17 protein-coding genes are annotated in these 22,525 nt (G+C 69.4%); 4 read left to right on the top strand and 13 right to left on the bottom strand.

Going from position 1 to position 22,525, the window contains the following annotated elements; genetic code table 11:
• Positions 1-3 precede the first annotated feature (3 nt).
• The gene (locus tag CLT74_RS12320) at positions 4-1,383 is read right to left on the bottom strand and encodes a glycosyltransferase family protein (RefSeq protein ID WP_486582273.1); all 1,380 of its coding nucleotides are present in this window, start codon (positions 1,381-1,383) and stop codon (positions 4-6) included.
• On the bottom strand, positions 1,380-2,807 hold the full coding sequence (locus tag CLT74_RS12315; protein WP_099846650.1) for an oligosaccharide flippase family protein: 1,428 nt from the start codon (positions 2,805-2,807) through the stop codon (positions 1,380-1,382). The genes CLT74_RS12320 and CLT74_RS12315 overlap by 4 nt, the downstream gene beginning before the upstream one ends.
• A 451-nt stretch (positions 2,808-3,258) precedes the next feature.
• Between CLT74_RS12315 and CLT74_RS12310 the strand changes: the two genes are divergently transcribed.
• From CLT74_RS12310 to wecB, 3 genes are read left to right on the top strand one after another with little or no spacing between them, the layout of a single operon-like run.
• Positions 3,259-4,272: a polysaccharide biosynthesis protein gene (locus CLT74_RS12310; protein ID WP_486582272.1), complete on the top strand. Its 1,014-nt coding sequence runs from the start codon at positions 3,259-3,261 to the stop codon at positions 4,270-4,272.
• Positions 4,266-5,393: a polysaccharide biosynthesis C-terminal domain-containing protein gene (locus CLT74_RS12305; protein WP_099846648.1), complete on the top strand. Its 1,128-nt coding sequence runs from the start codon at positions 4,266-4,268 to the stop codon at positions 5,391-5,393. The genes CLT74_RS12310 and CLT74_RS12305 overlap by 7 nt, the downstream gene beginning before the upstream one ends.
• Before the next feature lie 44 nt (positions 5,394-5,437).
• Positions 5,438-6,562 carry a non-hydrolyzing UDP-N-acetylglucosamine 2-epimerase gene (wecB, locus tag CLT74_RS12300; protein ID WP_099846647.1) on the top strand — a complete coding sequence of 375 codons (1,125 nt, stop codon included), beginning with the start codon at positions 5,438-5,440 and terminating at the stop codon, positions 6,560-6,562.
• A 74-nt stretch (positions 6,563-6,636) separates the two neighbouring features.
• Here wecB and CLT74_RS12295 read toward each other — a convergent pair whose 3' ends face one another.
• From CLT74_RS12295 to CLT74_RS12270, 6 genes are all read right to left on the bottom strand, one after another.
• Complete coding sequence (locus CLT74_RS12295; RefSeq protein WP_099846646.1) at positions 6,637-8,508, bottom strand: nucleoside-diphosphate sugar epimerase/dehydratase; 1,872 nt, start codon at positions 8,506-8,508, stop codon at positions 6,637-6,639.
• A 171-nt stretch (positions 8,509-8,679) separates the two neighbouring features.
• Positions 8,680-9,324, bottom strand: a complete 645-nt coding sequence (locus CLT74_RS12290; protein WP_099846645.1) for an acetyltransferase — start codon at positions 9,322-9,324, stop codon at positions 8,680-8,682.
• Positions 9,321-10,469, bottom strand: a complete 1,149-nt coding sequence (locus tag CLT74_RS12285; protein ID WP_099846644.1) for an aminotransferase class I/II-fold pyridoxal phosphate-dependent enzyme — start codon at positions 10,467-10,469, stop codon at positions 9,321-9,323. Before CLT74_RS12285 ends, CLT74_RS12290 begins: the two co-directional genes overlap by 4 nt.
• Complete coding sequence (locus CLT74_RS12280; RefSeq protein ID WP_486582271.1) at positions 10,466-11,119, bottom strand: sugar transferase; 654 nt, start codon at positions 11,117-11,119, stop codon at positions 10,466-10,468. The genes CLT74_RS12285 and CLT74_RS12280 overlap by 4 nt, the downstream gene beginning before the upstream one ends.
• Positions 11,120-11,301: 182 nt before the next feature.
• Positions 11,302-11,736, bottom strand: coding sequence for a hypothetical protein (locus CLT74_RS12275; RefSeq protein WP_099851867.1), 435 nt, complete (start codon positions 11,734-11,736; stop codon positions 11,302-11,304).
• Positions 11,737-11,920: 184 nt separating this feature from the next.
• A complete protein-coding gene (locus tag CLT74_RS12270; RefSeq protein WP_099846642.1) occupies positions 11,921-14,395 on the bottom strand; it encodes a Tex family protein in 2,475 nt (824 codons plus the stop codon).
• Between the two features lie 62 nt (positions 14,396-14,457).
• On the opposite strand from CLT74_RS12270, the gene CLT74_RS12265 reads away from it, so the two are divergent.
• On the top strand, positions 14,458-15,969 hold the full coding sequence (locus CLT74_RS12265; RefSeq protein ID WP_099846641.1) for a dGTP triphosphohydrolase: 1,512 nt from the start codon (positions 14,458-14,460) through the stop codon (positions 15,967-15,969).
• Positions 15,970-16,004: 35 nt separating this feature from the next.
• On the opposite strand, the gene CLT74_RS12260 is transcribed toward CLT74_RS12265, so the two are convergent.
• The 5 genes from CLT74_RS12260 to CLT74_RS12240 all read right to left on the bottom strand — a co-directional run bounded on the left by CLT74_RS12260 (position 16,005) and on the right by CLT74_RS12240 (position 22,523).
• Entirely contained in the window at positions 16,005-17,153 is a 1,149-nt protein-coding gene (locus CLT74_RS12260; RefSeq protein ID WP_099846640.1) for an MBL fold metallo-hydrolase, read from the bottom strand.
• A gap of 50 nt (positions 17,154-17,203) precedes the next feature.
• Positions 17,204-18,223, bottom strand: a complete 1,020-nt coding sequence (locus CLT74_RS12255) for a serine hydrolase (protein WP_486582270.1) — start codon at positions 18,221-18,223, stop codon at positions 17,204-17,206.
• Between the two features lie 81 nt (positions 18,224-18,304).
• Complete coding sequence (locus CLT74_RS12250; RefSeq protein WP_099846639.1) at positions 18,305-19,486, bottom strand: zinc-dependent alcohol dehydrogenase; 1,182 nt, start codon at positions 19,484-19,486, stop codon at positions 18,305-18,307.
• Positions 19,487-19,827: 341 nt separating this feature from the next.
• The gene (locus tag CLT74_RS12245) at positions 19,828-20,589 is read right to left on the bottom strand and encodes a succinate dehydrogenase/fumarate reductase iron-sulfur subunit (protein ID WP_099846638.1); all 762 of its coding nucleotides are present in this window, start codon (positions 20,587-20,589) and stop codon (positions 19,828-19,830) included.
• On the bottom strand, positions 20,586-22,523 hold the full coding sequence (locus CLT74_RS12240) for a fumarate reductase/succinate dehydrogenase flavoprotein subunit (RefSeq protein WP_099846637.1): 1,938 nt from the start codon (positions 22,521-22,523) through the stop codon (positions 20,586-20,588). The genes CLT74_RS12245 and CLT74_RS12240 overlap by 4 nt, the downstream gene beginning before the upstream one ends.
• Between the last annotated feature and the right edge of the window lie 2 nt (positions 22,524-22,525).

Below are 22,525 nucleotides of genomic sequence, written 5' to 3'. Positions count from 1 at the left end.
CGATTACCTTTGCTTGTCGACTGGTAGATGGGCGGCGCGCGTCGATGCGATGTCGGAGGTGACGACGGTGGCTGCCACAGCCGAGCGCAGGGTGGTGGCGAAACGTGCAGTTACGTTTTCCCTGGCGTGTTCCCGCCGAGCGAACGCGAGCCCGTTGCGGGCGAGTTGGCCTCGGAGGTTGGTGTCGCGACAGAGACCCATCAGCGCGCCGGCAAGGGCTGCGGCATCGTTTTTTCCTACCACAACGCCAGCGTTCGCTTCCCGAATGTGGTTCATCGACGCGACCTCGGTGGGACCGTAGCCGAGGATCGGACGACCCGTGGCCAGGTATTGTGGGATCTTGGTCGACACGGAATAGCGGGTGTAGCGCCGAACTTCCTCGTCAAAGGATTCCACGTGGACGAGGATGGTCGCGGACCGCAAGGCGGCGGGGACTTCGTGGCTGGCTAACGGAGCGCCCAACCGAATGTGTTTGATGTGCGTCAGGTATTTTCCGTATCGGGCGAGGTCTGCGGCGGGGGAGTGGACCGTGAGTCGTACAGGCATTCTGCCTTCAGTCACAACATCCAACGCCTCACCGATGTCACGCAGTGACTTCCAGCGGTTGAGGTGCAGCGCGCCCACATACACTAATTCGAGCAGCTCCTCCGGTGGGGTGACCCCGTCACGTGGTGAAGGAAAAAAGGCATCGTCGACGCAGTTCGTAAAGACGCTGAATGGAATACCGTAGCGCCGGGAGTACTCCTGCGCCATCGGCCTACTGATGACTATGCCGAGCGGAGCGAGGCCGATGAGTCGTTCGGTTTCCTGCCGGACGGCCCGTCGGGCCACTCCGAGGAGTTCTCCGTTGGTGTACAGGGTCGCCGGCCAGTCGTCCGTGAAGTAGGGCACGAGCGGGACACCGCAGGTGCGGGCGATCGCGCTGGCGATCCTCATGTGCTTGGAACTGCCGGACACGGAGTATACAAGTTCCGGGCCAAACTCACGGGCCCATCGGGTCAGCGCCGGCGTGATCCGCAGGGGACTCAGGTCGTCGATCGCCTTCATGTTGGCGTAGATCTTGGCAAGTGTGGGACGGAGTTCCGTCCCTGCGCGTAGGGCGCTGACGGCCTTGGTCTGCTGCGGAGAACTGCTGCCATTCCACCCCAGCAAACGCATGGAATGGTACTGGATGGGCAGGTAACGTTCGCGCGGCGGGAGATGGAAGTAGCGTTCGCACACGTCTCTGGAGGGTGTGATGTTGGCGGTGTATATCTGCCCGAGGCGATCCTTGGGCCAGCCGGCGAATAGATTCGACAGGGTCATCGCGGTTCCGGTGCCGTAGTGGAAGGGAGTGTGACCGACCACCAGCACTCGCGGAATTTCTTCCTTGAACAAGCTCAAAGCGGGTGCCTCTCTTGTGTGGTTCGGGCTCCCAGCGTCTTCCGGTAGCCATAGATCGCCGCTGGGACAACGGTCAGCAGGTAGGCCATGACTGCGGCGTAGGGCGCTGCAGCAATACCGAACAAATGAACGACGTATAACTTTCCAAGTGTCGATACTGGTAGATAGATTAGATATCCACAAAGCTGTGGACGCACGATTCCGGCCGCGTTCTGTACCATGAAGCGCGGTGAGACTGCGGCCAGTGTGAGCCACCAGAGGGCGAGGCCCAGCATGAGCGGCCTGCTTCCTACCGGAACCGGAAGCCACGCGTCGAACAGCCGGTCACCGACGAGCACCAGCAGGGCGGCCGGCAGCAGGACGACCAGTACGGAAGCGCCAGTCATGCGCCGGACCGTGCGGCGTATCCAAGCGATGTCCCCGCGTGCGAGAGCTTCGCCGTGCATCGGCCATACCGGTTGGTTCATCAACATCACCAACGCGCCCAGTTGGGCGAAGATTCTCGCTGGGACCGCGTAGGCGGTGACACTCGCCAAGCCCAGGAGGTGAGCGATGATCAAAGGGTCGGCGTTGTCCGCCAGCGCGATCAAGAGTGTCACCAAGAGGAACAGTCCGCCGAGACCGAGCAGGTCGCGTATGCCGCGTCTGTTGGCGAGTCGCGGATGAGGTGTCAGCTCGGGTAGGCGGCGGCCGAAGGTCCAGATCGTATTGAGGATGTTGACCAGTAGTGGGCCGGTAGCGATGCTGGCGATGACCACGATCGGCGGCATTTCGCCCCAGACCGCGCCGAGCGCGAGTGGCAGCGAAGCTGCGGCACCGGTGGCCTGCCAAACGTTACTCGCTGCCACCTGCTGATAGGCGTACTGAACTCGGGCGACCAGGGACAGCGGGACGTTCAAGAGAAACGCGGTCAGGCAGACCAAGGCAACGAGTTGGGCCTCGTCCGCTGCCGCACCTCTGGCATTGAAGAACAGTGGCCACGGGATGAGGTCGGCGAGCAGCCAAAGTAGACAGCAGGCGGTCAGGGCCACGGCCGACACGGACAGGTACGCACTGGAGATATAGCGGCGTGCGCCTTCGACATCTCCGTTGGTTCTGCACGGAGCGAGCCGTGTCATCAGCCCGAGGCCGATCCCGAGGTCCGCGAACGCGACCATTCCGGTGACGGCGAGGACTGCCGTCCAGAGGCCGTAGAGATCGGCACCGAAGTACGCCAGGGTCACGGGGAGGAGGACGAGGGGCACCAGGGCGCTGACCACCCGGCTCAGGGCGGCGGTGGCGATCCAGGACAGCAAGCGACGGCCACGACTGGGGCCAGAAGAGGTGGGAGCGGACGGTTCGGGTCGCTCCACGATGTGAACGGCTTGTCCGGAGGGGAGCGGCGCCGCGTCCTGCTGCTTGAACTGGCTGTCAGGAGCGCGCAAGTCTTGGTCCTATCGATCTGCGACGAACGCCGGACCAATACGGCCGGGCGGCGCGAGCGCCGCGTTACGGTCCTTAGGTGAGGTCTCTCCCGACATAACTGCCGACGGGGGGAATTGGGTGCGGTTGACTCAGGTGAGCTGGTTTAGGCATTACGGCTTTGCCGCTTGGCCCACCAGCGCGAACAGCCTTCACCTCTGGTCTCGCGGCGGGTCACTTTATCAAGGTTTGATGCCACCTGGCGGGTTATTGCGGCCATAGCTAGTGATGTTCGAGCCTTTGTCTGAATCATCTCCCTCGAAGTCGTTTGGGCGTTTCTCTGGTGCTCGTGAGTCGTTGCCCGTCTTGTGGGCGTCGGACAGGGGCACCGGGTGCGCCATCAGGTGAACGCCGTCGCCACTTCAACAGTGACGATGAGGAGCAGCGTTGACTTCTTTGGGTTCGGGGCGCCGAGTGTTGATTACCGGTGGCACCGGTTCGTTCGGCCAGACGATGGTTCGCCGACTGCTCGACCGGGACGTCGGTGAGGTTCGGGTGCTGAGCCGGGACGAGGCGAAACAGGACGCGATGCGACGCGTGCTCGGAGACGACCGGGTGCGCTACTACGTCGGCGACGTGCGGGACTACGACACGGTGTTGCGCGCAACCCGTGGTGTCGACTTCGTGTTCCACGCCGCCGCACTCAAGCAGGTGCCGTCATGCGAGTTCTTCCCGCTGGAGGCCGTTCGCACCAACGTACTGGGCAGCGCGAACGTCGTCGAGGCGGCCGAACGCAACGGGGTGCGTTCGGTGGTCATGCTCGGCACCGACAAGGCCGTCTACCCGGTGAACGCGATGGGCATGTCCAAGGCGTTGATGGAGAAGGTGGCACAAGCCCACTCGAGGAACAACCCCGGCAGCCCGACCACTATCTCCAGTGTCCGGTACGGCAATGTGATGTTTTCTCGTGGCTCGGTCATTCCACTGTTCATCGAACAGATCAAGGCCGGCCGGGCGCCGACGGTCACCAACACGTCGATGACCCGGTTCCTGATGACCCTGCAGGACTCCGTCGACCTGGTGGAGCATGCCTTCCAGAACGCACGTCCAGGCGACATCTTCATCCGCAAGGCGAGCGCCTGCACAATTGGCGATCTGGCGGTCGCGCTCTGCCAACTCTTCGACGTGCCGGCGAAACTGGATCCCATCGGGGTACGGCACGGCGAAAAGTTGCACGAGACCCTTGCCAGCCGCGAGGAACTGGCCCGAGCAGAGGACTTCGGGGCTTTCTTCCGGGTGCCCGTTGATGACCGGGACCTCAACTATGCCCTCTACGTCACCGAAGGTGAGCTCGGTACCGCGCCTGACGACGACTTCAACTCCGCCAACGCCCCGCAACTCGCCGTGCCGCAGATCATCGACCTGCTACTCACCCTGCCTGAGGTGCGAGCGGAGCTGGCCCAGCGAGATCCGGTGCTCGCGTGCTGAGCCTCGCTATCACTGGCGCCGACGGCTTCCTCGGCTGGCACACCCGGGTCCTTGCCCGAGCGCTCGGCTGGCCCGAGCCCGTCCTCCTTACCCGGGCCGATCTGGTCGATCCTGTGGTGCTGGCAGCGAAGGTAGCCGGGGTAGATCGGGTACTGCACCTGGCAGGGGTGAATCGTGGCGACCCGGTCGAGGTGGCTGCCGGCAACGTGGAACTGGCTGCCGCCCTCGCCAGAGGGCTGAACCTTTGTCAGTTGCCGCCCCGGACCGTCGTCTTCGCGAATTCGGTGCAGGCGGGCAACGGCACCCCCTATGGGGACGCCAAGGCGGTCGCTGCGGAGACTCTCGCCGCCACCGGCCTCGACTTCGTCGATGTCCGGCTGGCCAACCTGTACGGCGAACACGGGCGGCCCTTCTACAACTCGGTCACGGCTACGTTCTGCCGGATGCTCGCCGAGGGAGGTTGTCCGGAGGTGCACGAGGACCGCGAGTTGCACCTGGTGAACGTCACCGATGCGGCGGCCTGTCTGCTCGGGGTGCCTGCGGGAGGCAGTTGGGATCCCGAGATGCCTCAGCTGCGACTCGGCGTGCGCGAGCTCGCTGATCGCCTGGCCGCTTACGCCGCGCTCTACCGCAATGGGGAGATACCTCCGTTGCCAGACCGGCACGCGGTCAGGCTGTTCAACGCCTACCGGTCGCACTGCTTCCCAGCGCGCTACCCACTTCCACTGCCACGGCATGCCGACTCGCGCGGCGAGTTGACCGAGGTGGTGAAGTCACACGGCGGACAAGGGCAGACCTTCTGCTCCACCTCACACCCGAAGGTCACCCGCGGAGAGCACTTCCACCTGGCCAAAGTGGAACGTTTCGTGGTTCTGCGCGGCAGCGCCGAGATCAGCCTCCGCCGCGTCGGTCACGGCGACGTTGTCCGGTTCGCGGTCGATGGCCGTACCCCGGTGGTGGTCGACATGCCGACGATGTGGGTCCACAAGATCACCAATACTGGGCCCGGGGAGTTGATGACTCTCTTCTGGGTCAACGAGGTGTTTGATCCGGAGCAGCCCGACACGTACGCCGAGCCGGTCGAGAGCGGCCGGCGGGAACCGGTCGAGGCGCTGGCGTGACCGGCGGTGTGCCGGTCGTGCTGATTGCGGAAACGGAGTAACCGATGACCAAGGTGATGACCGTGGTCGGCACCCGACCAGAGATCATCCGCCTGTCCCGGGTGCTGGCGAGGCTGGATCGTACGGTCGATCATGTGTTGGTCCACACTGGGCAGAACTGGGACAGCACCCTTTCGGACGTCTTCTTCAGCGAGTTGCGGCTACGACCGCCGGACCATTTTCTGCGGGTGGACACGTCCTCACTGGGCCGGGTGCTGGGCGGCGTCCTGGTCGGGATCGAGGAGATGATCACTGAGGTGCGGCCGGATGCGCTACTTGTGCTCGGCGACACCAACAGCTGCATCGCCGCGCTGATGGCCCGGAGGATGCGGGTGCCGGTCTACCACATGGAGGCCGGCAATCGCTGCTTCGACCTGAATGTGCCGGAGGAGACGAACCGACGGCTGGTCGACCACGTCGCCGATTTCAACCTCGTCTACACCGAGCATGCCCGACGCAACCTGCTCAGTGAGGGCCTGCATCCGCGCCGCATCCTGCACACTGGCTCGCCGATGCGTGAGGTGCTCGATCACTACCAGCCAGAGATCGACAGTTCGCAGATCCTCAACCAGCTTGACCTGGTGCCGCGCCAGTACGTGATGGTGAGTGCGCACCGCGAGGAGAACGTCGACCAGCCGGCTCGGCTGCTGCGGCTACTCGACTGCCTCGCCGCCGTCCGGGACCGATGGGGCTACCCGGTACTGGTCTCCACCCATCCGCGTACCCGTAAGCGGCTTGAGGCCCTGGCGCCCGACGCTACGGTGCTGGACGGCATCGCATTTCACGAACCGTTCGGTCTGATCGACTACGTACACCTTCAGTCCCGCGCGTTCTGCACTCTCTCGGACAGCGGGACGATAAGCGAGGAGTCGGCAATCCTCGGCTTCCCGGCGGTCACTCTGCGGGAGTCGATTGAGCGTCCTGAGGCGCTGGATGCCGGCGGCATCATCATGACCGGACTGGACCCGGCGGGCGTGGTCGAGGCCGTGGAAGTCACCGTTGCGCAGGTCGCCGCCGACGGGGTTCCCTGCCCGGCCGACTACCGGGTGTCGGACACCTCCCGACGCGTGGTGGACTTCATCTTGTCCACCGTGCGACGGCACCACGAGTGGGCCGGCATCCGCCGCTAGAAACCGTTTCACAAGACTGGGGCCGGCGACCGAATGGTCGCCGGCCCCTCCACATGCCGGACAGAGGTACCGGATCAGCGGGGCGCGGGTAGCCCGACAACACCATCCTGGACGGGGCCGGCAGCCGATTGGCCACTGAGACGGGCGAGTTCGGCGATGACCTTCGCCGGGTCGTCGAACGGGTCGAGGCCGCTGACCTCCAGCGGATCGAGCGGAGGCACCGCGACGTGCGACACCAGCGGGTGCAGCGGACGGGCGTCGGTCTCGCCGGTGCCGAGCAGGTCCTCGTGCAGTTTCTCGCCCGGACGCAGCCCGGTGTAGACGATCGGCACGTCACTGCCGGCCTGCTCGGCCATCTGCCGGGCCAGGTCGGCGATGCGTACCGGCTCACCCATGTCGAGCACCAGCGCTTCGCCGTCGCGGCCGATCTCGGCGGCCTGGAGCACCAGGTGCACTGCCTCCTGCATGGTCATCAGGTACCGGGTCACCTCGGGGTGGGTGACGGTGAGCGGGTTGCCCGCCTCGATCTGTCGCTGGAAGGCGGTGACCACCGAACCGCGGCTGCTCAGTACGTTGCCGAAGCGGACGCTGAGGAAGGTGCCGGGAAATCGTGAGGCGGCGTGCGCGGTCAGTCGCTCGGTGATCCGCTTGGAGTAGCCCAGGACGCTTATCGGATCGGCGGCCTTGTCGGTGGAGATGTTGACGAATTTCGCCACATCCTGGCAGGCATCCAGCACCGACAAGGTGCCCCACACGTTGGTTTTCACCGCCTCGCCGGGGTGCCGTTCGAGCAGGGTGAGGTGTTTGAGCGCGGCGGCGTGGAAGATGATCTCCGGACGGCGATCCCGTAGGATCCGCCGGATCGCCTCGTCGTCGCGCAGGTCGGCCAGGATCAGCTCGGGTCCGTCCAGCATCGCCCGACCGTCGAGCGACATCTGGAGGGCGTGCAGCGCCGATTCGTCGCGGTCGAGCATCATCAGATCGCCCGGGTCGGCCTTCATCACCTGCCGGCACAGTTCGGAGCCGATCGAGCCGCCGGCGCCGGTGACCAGGATCCGTCGGCCGGTGAGGCCGTTGGTCCGCACCGCCATCTCGGCGACCACCTGCCGGCGGCCGAGCAGGTCGCTGATCCGTACGTCGCGTACGTCGGTCACGGTGATCCGGTGGTCGACCAGGTCGCGTACCGGCGGAAGCACCTTGAACGCCGCGCCGGTGGTCAGGGTGGCCTCCCGGATCTGCCGGATGAGCGCGGCGTCGGCGTTGGCGACCGAGAAGATCACGGTGGTGGCGCCGGAGCGGCGTACCGCCTCGGCGACGTCACCGCGCCCACCGAGTACCCGGATGCCGTCGACGCAGAGGTTGCGCTTGTCCGGGTCGTCGTCCAGGGCCCCTACGGGCCGGTAGCGGCTGCGCGGGTCGGTGAGCAGCGCGCGGAGCAGTCCCTGGCCGGCGTCGCCCATCCCGAACAGCAGCACCGGGGACGACGAGCGGGCGTCCGGACGCAGGGCCAGGTCGCGCTGGTGCCGGTAGGCGAACCGGACGGCGAGCATGAACAGCAGGGCGAGCGCGCCGCCGACAAGCGGGGCGCTCGCCGGCACCGGCCGTTCCGGCGCCGGCAGTACGCCGAGCAGCACGATCGCGATGGTGGTGAGGGCGGTTCCGGCCAGCCCTCGAACCTCCTGGAGGCTGCCGAGCGGGTGGCGTCCCGAGCGCACCCGACGTGCCCCGGCCACCGCCACGTGCAGCCCGGCGGCGATCAGTCCACATCCGGCGGCGCGGGTCAGTTGGGTGGTGGTCAGCGCGAACTCGTAGCGGGTCCAGGCGGCAGCGACGAATCCACCCACCCAGGCCGTGGCGTCGGCGGCAAGGAACGCCAGGGTGCGCCACCGGATCCTGCTCCGGCGCGCCGTCGCGTCCGGGTGCCGGCTGGTCTGTGTGTCCCGCATCTGCGGCTCCTGTGCTGTCGACCACTTCCGCCCGGGGCGAGCGGAAGGAGCAATACGCTCCTGTCCTTGTTACATGCCGTATGAGTGTTTTGTTGGCTTTTCGGCGATTGATGGCGGATTGCTGCGGACCTGGTGACCGGCCGGATCATCGGTTCCGGTGACCGGGCCGGATCAGCGGGCCGGTACGCCCTTGACCACGACGCCGGCGGGCACGTCACGAACCACGCAGGCACCCGCGCCGACGGTGCTGTCCCGACCCACCCGCAGCCCCTGCAACACGGCGGCGGTGGTGCCGACGAGTACGCCCTCCGCCAGCCGGCACTCCCCGGAGATAGCGGCCAGCGGGTTCACCGAGACGTGGTCGCCCAATTCGCAGTCGTGCCCGACGGTGCAGTTCTGGTTGAGATGCACGTGCCGTCCGAGAGTCACGTTCGTGGTGACCCGAGCCCCGGCGAAGGCGACCAGAGCGGGGCCGTGCCGCAGGTCGGAGCCGAGCGTGGCGTCGGGGTGCACGAGACTTGCCGCCGGTACCCCGTACCTGTCGATCCGTTCGGCGACCGTCCGTCGGACCCGCGGGTCACCGATGCCGATGACGTGCTGGGTCTCGGCGGGGGCCTCGGAGAACCAGGCCACCCCACCGAGGTACGGCACGTCGAGCCGCTGCACCCGCTTGAGGTTCACCTCGTTCGGACGGTCGTCGACGAAGCCCAGCACCTGCCACCGGGGCAGCAGAGCTGCGGCGTTCACGGCACGGGCGATGGTCAGGACCTCCCGACCGTGCCCGCCGCAGCCGACGATGACCAGGGGTACCGTCACGCCGTCGGGACTCCGGTCCGCGCCGCCAGGAACTCGTCGATCGCCGAGAGTACGGCGGTGACCTGCGCTTCGGTGAGGGCGCTGCCGCTGGGCAGAGTCAACCCCTCGGCGTAGAGACGCTCGGCGGCTCCGGTGAGCCGGCTCTGCGCATCGGCGTACGCCGGTTGCAGGTGCATCGGCTTCCACACCGGACGGGTCTCGATGTTCCGGGCGGCCAGGTGGGCGGCGAGGTCCGCCGCGGTCCACCCGGAACGTCGCGGGTCCACGCGAACGCTGGTCAGCCAGCAGTTCGAGCCGGTGTCCTCGGCACCAATCAGTTCGGCTCCCGACACCGGGGCGAAGAGCTTGGCGTACCGGTCGCGCAGTCGCCGCCGGCGGTCGATCATCCCGTCCAGCCGAACAAGCTGCGCCCGTCCCAGCGCCGCGAGCAGGTTGCTCAGCCGGTAGTTGTACCCGGTCTCCCGGTGCTCATAGTGCGGCACCGGCTCGCGTGCCTGGGTGGATAGGTGCCGGGCCCGGTCGAGCAACGCCAGGTCGTCGCCGACGAGCATGCCGCCACCGGAGGTGGTCATGATCTTGTTTCCGTTGAAGGAGAGGGCGCCGACCCGGCCGAAGGAGCCAGCTGGTCGGCCGAGATGTGTGGCACCTAGTGCTTCTGCCGCGTCCTCGACCACCGGTACGTCGGCGGCGGCGCAGATGGGCAGCAGGGCGGTGTAGTCGGCGCAACTGCCGAACATGTCGACCGGGATCACCGCACCGATCCGCTCGCCACGCGAGCGGAGTTCCAGCAGCAGGTCGGCGACCAGGGCAACGTCGATGTTCCCCGTCCGCGGGTCGCAGTCGACGAAGATCGGTCGGGCCCCGGTGTAGCGGACCGCGTTGGCGGTGGCGACGAAGGTCAGCGTAGGTACCAGCACCGCGTCTCCCGGGCCGACACCCAACCCGAGCAACGCCAGGTGCAGCGCGGCGGTGCCCGAGCTGACCGCCACCGCGCCCCGCGTTCCCACCCGGGCGGCGATCTCCTGTTCGAATGCGTCGAGATCCGGACCGGCCGGCGCCACCCAGCCGGAGCGTAGCGCCGCGACCAGGTACGACTCCTCCAACGGCCCGATGTCCGGTGAGGACAGGAGAATGGCGCCGGTCATCGTCGGCTCCCGAGAAACTCCGGCATGGTGGCGTTGCCGTCTGCCGAGATGCCGTCCCGGCGCAGCACGGTACGGACGGTGGCCACCAGGATCGACAGGTCGAGACGAAGGTTGCGGCTCGTCACGTACTCCACGTCGAGCGAGAACTTGGCGTCCCAGTCGAGGCTGTTGCGCCCGCGTACCTGGGCGAGCCCGGTGATGCCCGGGCGCACCTCGTGCCGCCGCGCCTGGGTGGGGGAGTACCTGCTCAGGTACTCCGGCAGCAGCGGCCGGGGGCCGACGATGCTCATGTCCCCCCGTAGCACGCACCAGAGCGTCGGAAGTTCGTCCAGGCTGGTGGCCCGCAGCCAGCGGCCGAGCGGCGTGAGCCGGTCGGCGTCGGTCAGCAGCCCCCGGGCCGAATCAGGTGCCCGCATGGTGCGAAATTTGATCAACTCGAACGGTCGGTCGTCCCGCCCGATGCGGCACTGCCGAAACAACACCGGTCGACCCAGCCGCACCGCCACCGCCGCCGCGACCGCGGCCATCAGCGGCGCGGTCAACAGCAGCAGTGCGGTCGCGACCACCACGTCGAACAGCCGCTTGACCGGATCGTCCGGCCGTGCGGGCCGGGGCGGGCGCGTCGGCGCGGTCACCGAGGATACGGGCACCGTTCTGACCTCCGTACGTCAACCGGTCGTAGCAGACAAACGGGTTGTATCAGACTCATCGCTCGTGGCATCGGAAAATAGCGACAGTCGACACGGATCCCGACACGTCAACCCGCCGGGACGCGCAAAAGACACGCGTCCCGGCGCGCCGCGTCACCTCGGGTGTGTCGCGTAGCCGCTGGTCAGAGGTCTGCGTCGACCGCGTCGAGTCGGCGCTGCAACATGATTCGCAGCGGTAGCGACTCGCCGTCCCGGGCGCCCTCGCCGACGATCAGCGGGGCCGGGTCGGGCTGCGGATCCGCGCCGAGGAGTCGGGCGCGCAGCGAGCGCGGCACGGTCAGCAGGTGAAAGCGGCCGTCCACGTCGACCGCCCGGCTGCGCGCCCGATCGATGTACCAGCCGTGCAGGTTGGTCCGGTAGCGGGCGCGACCGTCATGCGACCGCGCGACTAGTCGAGTGGTGGCCAGGCCGCGCCGCCGCGCCTCGGCGACGAACGCGCTGACCAGCGCCGCCGCCTCCGCCTGCTCGGCCTCCCGGCGGCGCTGCGCGGCCGCCGCGTGCGCCAGCACCGCCTGCCGTCGCGTCTCTCGCCAGTCCGGGCCGCCGTCGCTCACCACGACCCGACGGTACGCCACCCGCCACCGCCCTCCGCGTTCCCGGCTCTGCTGTGACGTGTATGGCTTCGGCGGCGGGCCCTCGGTGGGCGGCTGAGGCGCTTGCTCTGCGTCACCAGACGCATCGTCTCGGGCGGCGGGTGTATGCGGGTTGAGGCCCTACGGCCGTTGGCGAGGGATGCTCGCTCTAGAGCAGGCCGGCGCGGCGAAGCGCGTCGGCCATCGCGCCATCGGCGGGTGCGGAGGAACTGCCCCGGCCCTGGCGCACCTGTCCGCCACGCCCCTGTCCGCCCTGCTCACCACGGCCGTGACCACCTCGGCCCTGCCCGTCGCGACCCTGACCACCCCGACCGCCCTGCCCGTCGCGACCCTGGCCACCCCGACCACCCTGCCCGTCACGGCGCTGGCCGCGCTGCCCGTCGCGGCCCTGACCGGCCGCGCCGTCCCGGCCGCCACCACGTCCGGCGCCGGGCTCGGACTCGTCGTCCAGGCGCAGGGTCAGCGAGATGCGCTTGCGCGGTACGTCGACGTCCAGCACCTTGACCTTCACCACGTCGCCGGACTTGACCACGTCGCGCGGGTCCTTCACGAAGGTGCGGGACATCGCCGACACGTGCACCAGGCCGTCCTGGTGCACGCCGACATCCACGAACGCGCCGAACGCGGCCACATTGGTGACCACACCCTCCAGCACCATTCCCGGCGTCAGGTCGCTGATCTTCTCGACGCCCTCGACGAAGGTCGCCGTCTTGAACTCCGGCCGTGGGTCGCGGCCCGGCTTCTCCAGTTCGGCGATGATGTCGGTGACGGTGGGCAGGCCGAACGTGTCGTCGACGAAGTCGGTCGCGCGCAGTCCCCGCAGGATGGCGCTCTTGCCGATGACCGTCCGCAGGTCCTGGCCGGTGCTGGCCAGGATCCGGCGCACCACCGGGTACGCCTCGGGGTGCACGCTTGACGAGTCCAGCGGGTCGTCGCCGCCGGGGATGCGCAGGAAGCCGGCGCACTGTTCGAACGCCTTGGGGCCGAGTCGGGCCACCTTCTTCAGCTCGGCCCGGGTGCGGAAGGGACCGTTGGCGTCGCGGTGCAGCACGATGTTCTCGGCCAGCCCGGCGCCGATGCCGGAGACCCGGGTCAGCAGCGGCGCGGAGGCGGTGTTGACGTCCACGCCGACGCCGTTGACGCAGTCCTCCACCACCGCGTCCAGCGACCGGGAGAGCTTCACCTCGGACAGGTCGTGCTGGTACTGCCCGACCCCGATGGAACGTGGGTCGATCTTCACCAGTTCGGCGAGCGGGTCCTGCAAGCGGCGGGCGATGGAGACCGCGCCGCGCAGCGACACGTCCAGGCCGGGCAGTTCCTGGGCGGCGTACGCGGAGGCCGAGTAGACCGACGCGCCGGCCTCGGAGACCACCACCTTCGTCAGCTTCAGCTCCGGGTGCCGCTTGATCAGGTCACCGGCCAGCTTGTCGGTCTCCCGGCTGGCGGTGCCGTTGCCGATGGCGACCAGCTCGACCCCGTGCGCGGCGGCGAGCGTGGCCAGGGTGTGCAGCGAGGCGTCCCACTGCCGGCGCGGTTCGTGCGGGTAGATGGTGTCGGTGGCGACCACCTTGCCGGTGGCGTCCACCACCGCCACCTTCACCCCGGTCCGCAGGCCCGGGTCCAGCCCCATGGTGGGCCGGGCGCCGGCCGGCGCGGCCAGCAGCAGGTCCCGCAGGTTCGTGGCGAAGACCCGGACGGCCTCCTCCTCGGCCGCCTGCCACAGCCGCATCCGCAGGTCCGCGCCGAGGTGGATGAGGATGCGGGTACGCCACGCCCAGCGCACCGTGTCGGCCAGCCACCGGTCGGCGGGCCGCCCCTTGTCACTGACCCCGAACCGGCCGGCGATGGCGGCCTCGTAGCGGGTCGGCCCGGTCACCGCCGCGTCGACGTCGCCCTCGGCCTCCGGGTCCATGGTCAGGTCGAGTACGCCCTCCTTCTCGCCCCGGAACATGGCCAGGATGCGGTGCGAGGGCAGCTTCGGGTACGGCTCGGCGAAGTCGAAGTAGTCGGCGAACTTCGCTCCGGCGCTCTCCTGTCCCTCGCGTACCCGGGACACCAGCCGGCCGCGCGACCACATCTGCTCGCGCAGCGTGCCGATCAGGTCGGCGTCCTCGGCGAACCGCTCGATCAGGATGGCCCGCGCGCCGTCCAGCGCGGCGGCGGCGTCGGCCACGCCCTTGTCGGCGTCGACGTACGCCGCCGCCACCGAGCGGGGATCCTGGGTCGGGTCGCCGAGCAGCGTGTCCGCCAGTGGCTCCAGCCCGGCCTCGCGGGCGATCTGCGCCCGGGTCCGCCGCTTCGGCTTGTACGGCAGGTAGATGTCCTCCAGGCGGGACTTCGAGTCGGCCGCCATGATCTGCGCTTCCAGGGCCTCGTCGAGCTTGCCCTGGGAGCGGATGGACTCCAGCACCGCCGCGCGCCGCTCGTCCAACTCGCGCAGGTACCGCAGGCGCTCCTCCAGGGTGCGCAGCTGGGTGTCGTCGAGCAGGCCGGTGGCCTCCTTCCGGTAGCGCGCGATGAACGGCACGGTGGCACCACCGTCGAGCAGCTCCACGGCCGCGCGTACCTGGCGCTCGGCGACGCCGAGTTCCTCGGCGATCCGCTGATGAACAGAGAGGGTCACGATGTCGCTCCGCCTTCGGGTGTGGGTTCCGTGGTGCATTCTGCCGGGCTACCGTGGCGATCATGGAACCACCTGTGGAGCCCCGGGCGCGCCGACTCTTCGGCGGCAGCGCGCGGGCCCTCGGCGACCTGGCGAGCAGCCCGTTCCGGGCCGACCGGGACCGCATCGTCGGCTCGCCGTTCTTCACCCGGCTCGGCGGCGTCACCCAGGTGGTCAGCCCGGGCGGGTCGGGGCTGCTTGTGCACAACCGGCTCACCCACAGTCTCAAGGTCGCCCAGGTGGCCCGGGCGATAGCCGAGCGGCTCACCGCCGACGGACACCAGCGCGACCTGGTGGAGAAGCTGGGCGGCTGCGACCCGGACGTGGTGGAGGCCGCCGCGCTCGCCCACGACCTCGGCCACCCACCCTTCGGGCACCTGGGGGAGCGGGTGCTGGACCGGCTGGCCCGGCACCGCCTCGGCCTGACCGACGGGTTCGAGGGCAATGCCCAGTCGTACCGGATCGTCACCTCGACCGAGATCCGGGGCGCGGCGACCACCGGCCTGGACCTGACCGCGGCGGTGCGGGCGGCGATGTTGAAGTACCCGTGGACCCGGCTCGATCACCCCGACCCGCATCCCCGCCTGATGGACCCGCCGCCGCGCGGCGCGACCCCGCCGCCGGACGACCCGGACAGCGGCTCGGCGAAGTTCGGGGCGTACCGCACGGAGCTGGACGACCTGCGGCAGGCCCGGGCACCGTTCGCCGGCCGGATCGCCGACTGGCAGCAGACCGTCGAGGCGTCGGTGATGGACACCGCAGACGACATCGCGTACGCCATCCACGACGTGGAGGACTTCTACCGGGTCGGCGTGCTCCAGCAGGGCGCGGTGGCCGCCGAGCTGATGGCCTGGCAGCGCGAGGGCGGCCATCTGCGGGCGATCACCGACCCGGCGCTGGCCACCTCGGCCCGTCGGCCCGGCTCGTCGATCGAGCGGCTGCGTCGCCAACTGCACCACAAGGACGCCTGGATCGCCGACGACGAGGCGTTCGCCGCCGCCGTCGAGCATGTCCGGGAGGAACTGGTCGAGGGGCTGCTCGCGCTGCCGTTCGACGGTTCGATCGAGGCGGAGCAGTACGTGGCCCGCTTCTCCGCCCGGTGGACCACCCGCTTCGTGGACGCGATCACCGTCGTCGAGCAGCCCGCCGTACGCTCCGGGCACGTGCTGCTGGCCCCGGCCCAGTGGCACGAGGTGCAGGTGCTCAAGTTCGTCCACCACCGGTTCGTGCTGGCCCGTCCCGACCTGGCGTTGCACCAGCGTGGTCAGGCCCGGCTGCTCGACACCCTGGTCGAGGCGCTGCGGGAGTGGCTGCTCGACCCGGAGGAGGAGTCCAGACTGCCCCGGCGGCTGCACGACCTGGTGGAGCTGGCCGAGGCGGAGCTGCATCCGCGTACCCCGGACCGGATCGGCAGGGCGCGCGGTCGGGCCATCGTGGACTTCGTCGCGCAGCTCACCGACAGTCAGGCGGTGGCGATGCTGGACGCGCTCTCCGGCCGCTCCGGCGCCCTGTGGACCGACGCGTTCGTCCTCTGAGACGGCCGGCTCGGGCCCGGCGGGTCACCGCCCGGTCAGGCGATGGCCTGCCACCAGCCGTCGACGGGTGGCGGGTCGTCGACCACCACCCGCTCGCCGGGGCGCGGCACGGCCAGCCGCACGTCGCGGGCCTTCGCCTCGGCCCAGAGCCGGTCCACCGGCTCGGACCAGTCGTGCAGGGCGAGGTTGAAGGTGGCCCAGTGCACCGGCAGGAACAGCCCGCCGCGCAGGTCCAGGTGGGCGGCGACCGCCTCCTCCGGGAACATGTGGATGCCCGGCCAGGCCCGGTCGTACGCGCCGATCTGCATGAGCGTCACGTCGAACGGTCCGTGTGCGGCGCCGATCTCGGCGTACCCGCCGAAGTAGCCGGAGTCTCCGGTGTAGTAGACGCGGCGCTGCTGACCGGCCACCACCCAGGAGCTCCACAGTGTGACGTTGCGACGCAGGCCCCGGCCGGAGAAGTGCTGGGCGGCGGTGCAGGTGATCTCCAACCCGGACACCCGGTGGGTCTGCGACCAGTCCAGCTCGATGATCCGCTCCGCCGGTACGCCCCAGCGGTCGAGGTGGGCGCCGACCCCGAGCGGCACCAGGAAGGGTGCCGACTGCCGGGCGGTCAGCTCCCGCACCGTACCCATGTCGAGATGGTCGTAGTGGTCGTGCGAGATGAGGATCGCGTCGATGCGGGGCAGTTCGTCGAGGCGTACCGGCGGTTCGTGCAGCCGGCGCGGGCCGACCGCCGTGGAGGGGGAGCACCTGTCGCTCCACACCGGGTCCAGCAGCACCCGTCGACCCTCGATCTCGATCAGGGCGGAGGCGTGGCCGTACCAGATGATGTTGAGTTCGCGGGCCGGGTCGATGCCGGTCTCGGCGGCCGGCCGCAGCAGTGGCACGGGTGCGGCGGGCCGACGTTTCTGCTTGCCGAAGAGCAGCTCACGGAAGAGGTTGCGGTCCGAGACGGGCACCATCGTGCGGGTGTCGGCCCGATTGTGGAAAAGGCCGTCCCGGAACTGTGGTGACCGGGCCGCCCGTTCGGCGCGGACGCCGGCGAGTCGACCGCCGAGCGCGGCCGGCACGTTCCGCGCCGCCCAGGCCGCACCGGCGAGTCCGGCCAACGCGGCCAGGCCCGCCACCGACGTGATCCGCCGACCGGTGGTACGTCCGTTCGGCTCGTTCGGCGCCCGCATGGTCCCCCCTCGGTTGATGCCGAGTCCACGTTAGCCGCCTCCGGCCGCTCTCAACCGCCGTTGCTGGGGCGGTACGAGTGTCTGCGGTGGGCGACGCCGGCGCCATCGAAACCGGCGGTGAGATCCATGACCCGTCGTCCCCACCGGGCCCGGGCCTGCACGGCGGGGTGGGTGGCGCCGAAGTCGTCCGCGCCGGCCTGCCCGTCGGCGAAAAGGGCGTACGTGACAAGTGGCGCGCCGGCAGTGTCGAAGATCACTCCAGCTTCGTGCCGGGCGTCGACGAACCAGCCGGCCTTGGTGGCGATCCGGGCCCGTTCGGCGGAGGACATCTCCCGGCGTACCCCGTCGGTGAACGCCACAGGCGAGCGCAGCAGCCGCAGCACGAGGTCGGTCGAGGTGGGGGAGAGCAGGGTGCCGCCGACGAGCGCGCGCAGCAGGTCGTGGGTCTCCCGTGGCGTGCTGGTGCCCAGGAAGAAGCGGTTCGGGTTGGCCACCGGCTGCACCTGCGTGTTCGGGAAGCCCTTCGCGACGAGGATCTGGTTGACCTCGGCGGCCGGGCAGACCAGACCGCAGAGCCGTACCGCCGTGTCGTCGGAGACGGTCAGCAGGTTCGCCAGGACGTGGCCGACAGTGACCAGGCTGGGGTAGGCGCCGTCCAGGCTGAAGATGCCGTCGCCGCCGGTCACCACGATCGCCTGGGTCACCTCGACCTGATGGTCGAGGGTGAGCAGCCCCCTGTCGACCTTGTCCAGCACCGCGACCGCCACGGCGATCTTGTTGACGCTGTACGCCTCGATCCGCAGATCCGCCGACTCGTCCACCGCGACCAACGGTCCGTCCGGGCCGGCCAGGCTGACGTACGCCTGCCAGTTGCCGCCGGCCCGCGTGCTCTCCCGCCGGAAGACGGCGGCGATGCGGGCGGCGAGCCGTTCGCGGTCGCGCGGGCCGTCCCCCGTCGTCGTCTCCCCGGCGGGGTCAGCGGCGGCGGGCACCGCGCTGCCGAACACGGTGCCGGCCGTCGCCACGGTGCCCAGGCCGAGCGCGGTCCTGCGGTCCATCCGGATGGTCACTCGTCTCTCCCGTCGGTCCCCTGGTGTGTCCAGGACACACCCTAGGCCGAAGGATCGACGTAGGTGATCCCGTCGATGGGCTCACGGGGCGAGGACGACCTTCACGCAGCCGTCCTGCTTCTTCTGGAACATCTCGTACGCCTGCGGCGCCTGCTCCAGCGGCAGCCGGTGGGTACGCAGGTCGGCGACGCCGAGCGGGTCGTCGTCGGTGAGCAGCGGGATGATCTCGTCGGTCCAGCGGCGGACGTGGCACTGGCCCATCCGCACCTGGACGCCCCGGTCGAACATCTCCATCAGCGGCAACGGGTCGACCTCGCCGCCGTACACGCCGGAGATGGAGACGGTGCCGCCGCGCCGGACACCCTTGAGCGCGGCCTTGAGCGCGACCAGCCGGTCCACCCCCACCTTGTCGATCATCGGCTGGGCGAGCTTGTCCGGCAGCAGGCCGGCGGCGGCCTGAGCCATCTTGCCCAGCGGCGCGCCGTGCGACTCCATGCCCACCGCGTCGATCACCGCGTCCGGCCCCCGGCCGTCCACCAGGTCGATCAACGTGCCGGGCACGTCGTCGAGCTGGGAGATGTCGAGCACCTCCACACCGTGCCGGCGGGCCATCTCCAGCCGCTCCGGCACCAGGTCGAGGCCGATCACCCGGTCCGCGCCGAGGTGCCGGCCGATGCGGGCGCAGAACTGGCCCACCGGCCCCAGCCCGAAGACCGCCAGGGTGCCGCCGCGCGGGGTGTCGGCGTACTTCACCGCCTGCCACGCGGTCGGCAGGATGTCGGAAAGGTAGAGCCAGCGCTCGTCCGGCCCCTCGTCCGGCACCGTGATCGGACCGAACTCGGCGTGCGGGACGCGGAGGAACTGGGCCTGCCCGCCGGGCACCGCGCCGTAGAGGGAGGTGTAGCCGAACAGGGCGGCGCCCTTGCCCTCGGCGGTGACCTGGGTGGTCTCGCACTGGGCGTAGAGCTGTCGCTGGCACATCCAGCAGGAGCCGCAGGCGATGTTGAACGGCACCACCACCCGGTCGCCGGGCTTGAGTCGGGTCACCCCGGGCCCGACCTCCTCGACGATGCCCATCGGTTCGTGGCCGAGGATGTCACCCGGCTTGAGATACGGCCCCAGGACTTCGTACAGGTGCAGGTCGGAGCCGCAGATGGCGGTGGAGGTGATCCGTACGATCGCGTCGGTCGGGTCCTCGATCCTCGGGTCGGGCACCTCCTCCACCCGTACGTCCCGCTTCCCCTGCCATGTCAGTGCCCGCATGTCGCCTCCTCCTCGCCGCCGTCCCTAGCTGAACTGCTACCCGTCACGGACCGGTTGAATCGGCAGCGCCGCCGTCTCCTGGGTTGCGGCCGGCCGGGTGGCGAGGCCCGGAGCGAGGGTGGTTCGGCGGAGTGAGGGTGGCCTGTGGAGCAGGGGCGGCTCGGCGGAGGGATGGGGTGGTGGATCCTGTCGAGCTGAGGGCGTGGATGGATCGCGGGCGTACCCGAAACGCGGATCGCATGGCGCGGACCGGCGTCGGAGCGGGAAGCGGGCCTGGAACGGGACCGGCCGCCGTACCGGGGATCGGTACGGCGGCCGGTCCGTGGGCCGGTCGCGGCGGGTCAGGTGCCGGGGGTGTCGGCGTGGCGGGTGGTGGCGGCCAGGTAGTCGCGGTTGAGGCGGCCGATTGTGGTCAGCGGGATGCCCTTCGGGCAGACCACCGTGCACTCGCCGGCGTTGGTGCAGCCGCCGAAGCCGGCCTCGTCGTGCGCGTCGACCATGCCGATCACCCGGGTGTAGCGCTCCGGCTGGCCCTGCGGCAGCAGCGAGAGCTGGGTGACCTTGGCGGCGGTGAACAGCATGCCGGAGCCGTTCGGGCAGGCCGCCACGCAGGCGCCGCAGCCGATGCAGGCGGCGGACTCGAAGGCGGCGTCCGCGTCGGCCTTGGCCACCGGTACGGAGTGCGCCTCCGGTGCGCTGCCGGTGGGCGCGGTGACGTACCCGCCGGCAGCGATGATCTTGTCGAAGGCGTTGCGGTTGACCACCAGGTCCTTGATGACCGGGAAGGCCCGCGCGCGCCACGGCTCGATGTCGATGGTGTCGCCGTCGGAGAACTGCCGCATGTGCAGCTGGCAGGCGGTGGTGCCGCGCTGCGGACCGTGCGCGTCGCCGTTGATCATGAGGCCGCACATGCCGCAGATGCCCTCGCGGCAGTCGTGGTCGAAGGCGATCGGCTCGTCGCCGGCGAGGATGAGGCGCTCGTTGAGCACGTCGAGCATTTCCAGGAACGACATGTCCGGGGAGACGTCGTCGACCTGGTACGTCACCATCCGACCCTTGTCCTGGGGGCCGGACTGGCGCCAGATGCGCAGGGTCAGGTTCACTTGTAGCTCCGCTGCGTGGGGTGGACGTATTCGAAGTTCAGGTCTTCCTTGTGCAGCACCGAGGGCTCACCCGTGGCGGTGAACTCCCAGGCCGCGACATAGGCGAAACGCTCGTCGTCGCGCTGGGCCTCGCCCTCGGGAGTCTGGTGCTCGGCGCGGAAGTGGCCGCCGCAGGACTCCTCCCGGTGCAGGGCGTCGATGCACATCAGCTCGGCCAGCTCGAAGAAGTCGGCGACCCGGCCGGCCTTCTCCAGCGACTGGTTGAGCCCTTCGCCGTTGCCCGGCACCCGGACCCGCTGCCAGAACTCGTCGCGCAGGGCGCGGATCTCGTCGATGGCCTTGCGCAGCCCCGCCTCGGAGCGCTCCATGCCGCAGTGCTCCCACATGATCTGGCCCAGCTCGCGGTGGAACGAGTCCACAGTGCGGTCGCCGTCGATCGCGAGCAGTCGCTGGATGCGGTCCTCCACGTCGCGACGTGCCTCGACGGCCGCCGGGTGGGTCGCGTCGACCTTTTCGAACGGGCCGGCGGCGAGGTAGTTGGCGACCGTGTTGGGCAGCACGAAGTATCCGTCGGCCAGGCCCTGCATCAGCGCCGATGCGCCGAGCCGGTTCGCGCCGTGGTCGGAGAAGTTGGCCTCACCGATGACGAACAGGCCGGGGATCGTCGACTGGAGGTCGTAGTCGACCCAGAGCCCGCCCATCGTGTAGTGCACGGCGGGGTAGATCCGCATCGGGACCTCGTACGGGTCCTCGCCGGTGATCCGCTCGTACATCTCGAAGAGGTTGCCGTACTTGGCCTCGATGGCCTTGCGGCCCAGCCGGTCGATGGCGTCGGCGAAGTCGAGGTAGACGCCGAGCTTCGTCGGGCCCACGCCCCGGCCCTCGTCGCAGACGTTCTTCGCGGCGCGGGAGGCGATGTCCCGGGGCACCAGGTTGCCGAAGGACGGGTAGATGCGCTCCAGGTAGTAGTCGCGCTCGTCCTCGGGGATGTCGCGGGGGTCACGGTCGTCGCCCTTGGCCTTCGGCACCCAGACCCGGCCGTCGTTGCGCAGCGACTCGCTCATCAGGGTCAGCTTCGACTGGTGGTCGCCGGAGACCGGGATGCAGGTCGGGTGGATCTGGGTGTAGCAGGGGTTGGCGAAGTACGCGCCCTTGCGGTGCGCCCGCCAGGTCGCGGTGACGTTGCAGCCCTTGGCGTTCGTGGAGAGGTAGAAGACGTTGCCGTAGCCGCCGGAGGCGAGCACCACCGCGTCGGCGAACTCCGTGGTGATCTCGCCGGTGACCATGTCCCGGACCACGATGCCCCGGGCCTTGCCGTCGACGACGATCAGCTCCAGCATCTCGTGCCGGGCGTACATCTCCACGTTGCCCAGGCCGATCTGCCGCTCCAACGCCTGGTACGCGCCGAGCAGCAACTGCTGGCCGGTCTGGCCCCGGGCGTAGAAGGTGCGCTGCACCTGCGCGCCGCCGAAGGACCGGGTGTCGAGCAGGCCGCCGTACTCGCGGGCGAACGGGACACCCTGGGCGACGCACTGGTCGATGATGTTCACCGAGACCTCGGCCAGCCGGTGCACGTTCGACTCGCGGGAGCGGAAGTCACCGCCCTTGACGGTGTCGTAGAAGAGCCGGTGCACCGAGTCGCCGTCGTTGCGGTAGTTCTTGGCGGCGTTGATGCCGCCCTGCGCGGCGATCGAGTGCGCCCGGCGCGGGCTGTCCTGGTAGCAGTACGACTTGACCCGGTAGCCCTGCTCGGCGAGCGTCGCGGCGGCGGAGCCGCCGGCCAGGCCGGTGCCGACCACGATGACAGTCATCTTGCGGCGGTTGGCCGGGTTGACCAGCTTCGCCTCGAAGCGGCGACGTTCCCAGCGGGTCTCGATCGGCCCGTCGGGGGCCCTGGTGTCGGCGATCGGGTCGCCCTCGGTGAACAGATCCATGG

It is taken from the genome of Verrucosispora sp. CNZ293 (genome assembly GCF_002754655.1).
Note: the sequence above shows the minus strand (reverse complement) of the source record. Positions and strands in the feature narration are given on the sequence as shown.

Excerpts from the sequence above, each read along its gene's own strand:
- wecB (WP_099846647.1), top strand. The coding sequence starts at position 5,438 with ATGACCAAGGTGATGACCGTGGTCGGCACCCGACCAGAGATCATCCGC.
- CLT74_RS12295 (WP_099846646.1), bottom strand. The coding sequence starts at position 8,508 with ATGCGGGACACACAGACCAGCCGGCACCCGGACGCGACGGCGCGCCGG.
- CLT74_RS12285 (WP_099846644.1), bottom strand. The coding sequence starts at position 10,469 with ATGACCGGCGCCATTCTCCTGTCCTCACCGGACATCGGGCCGTTGGAG.
- CLT74_RS12265 (WP_099846641.1), top strand. The coding sequence starts at position 14,458 with ATGGAACCACCTGTGGAGCCCCGGGCGCGCCGACTCTTCGGCGGCAGC.
- CLT74_RS12260 (WP_099846640.1), bottom strand. The coding sequence starts at position 17,153 with ATGCGGGCGCCGAACGAGCCGAACGGACGTACCACCGGTCGGCGGATC.
- CLT74_RS12250 (WP_099846639.1), bottom strand. The coding sequence starts at position 19,486 with ATGCGGGCACTGACATGGCAGGGGAAGCGGGACGTACGGGTGGAGGAG.
- CLT74_RS12240 (WP_099846637.1), bottom strand. The coding sequence starts at position 22,523 with ATGGATCTGTTCACCGAGGGCGACCCGATCGCCGACACCAGGGCCCCC.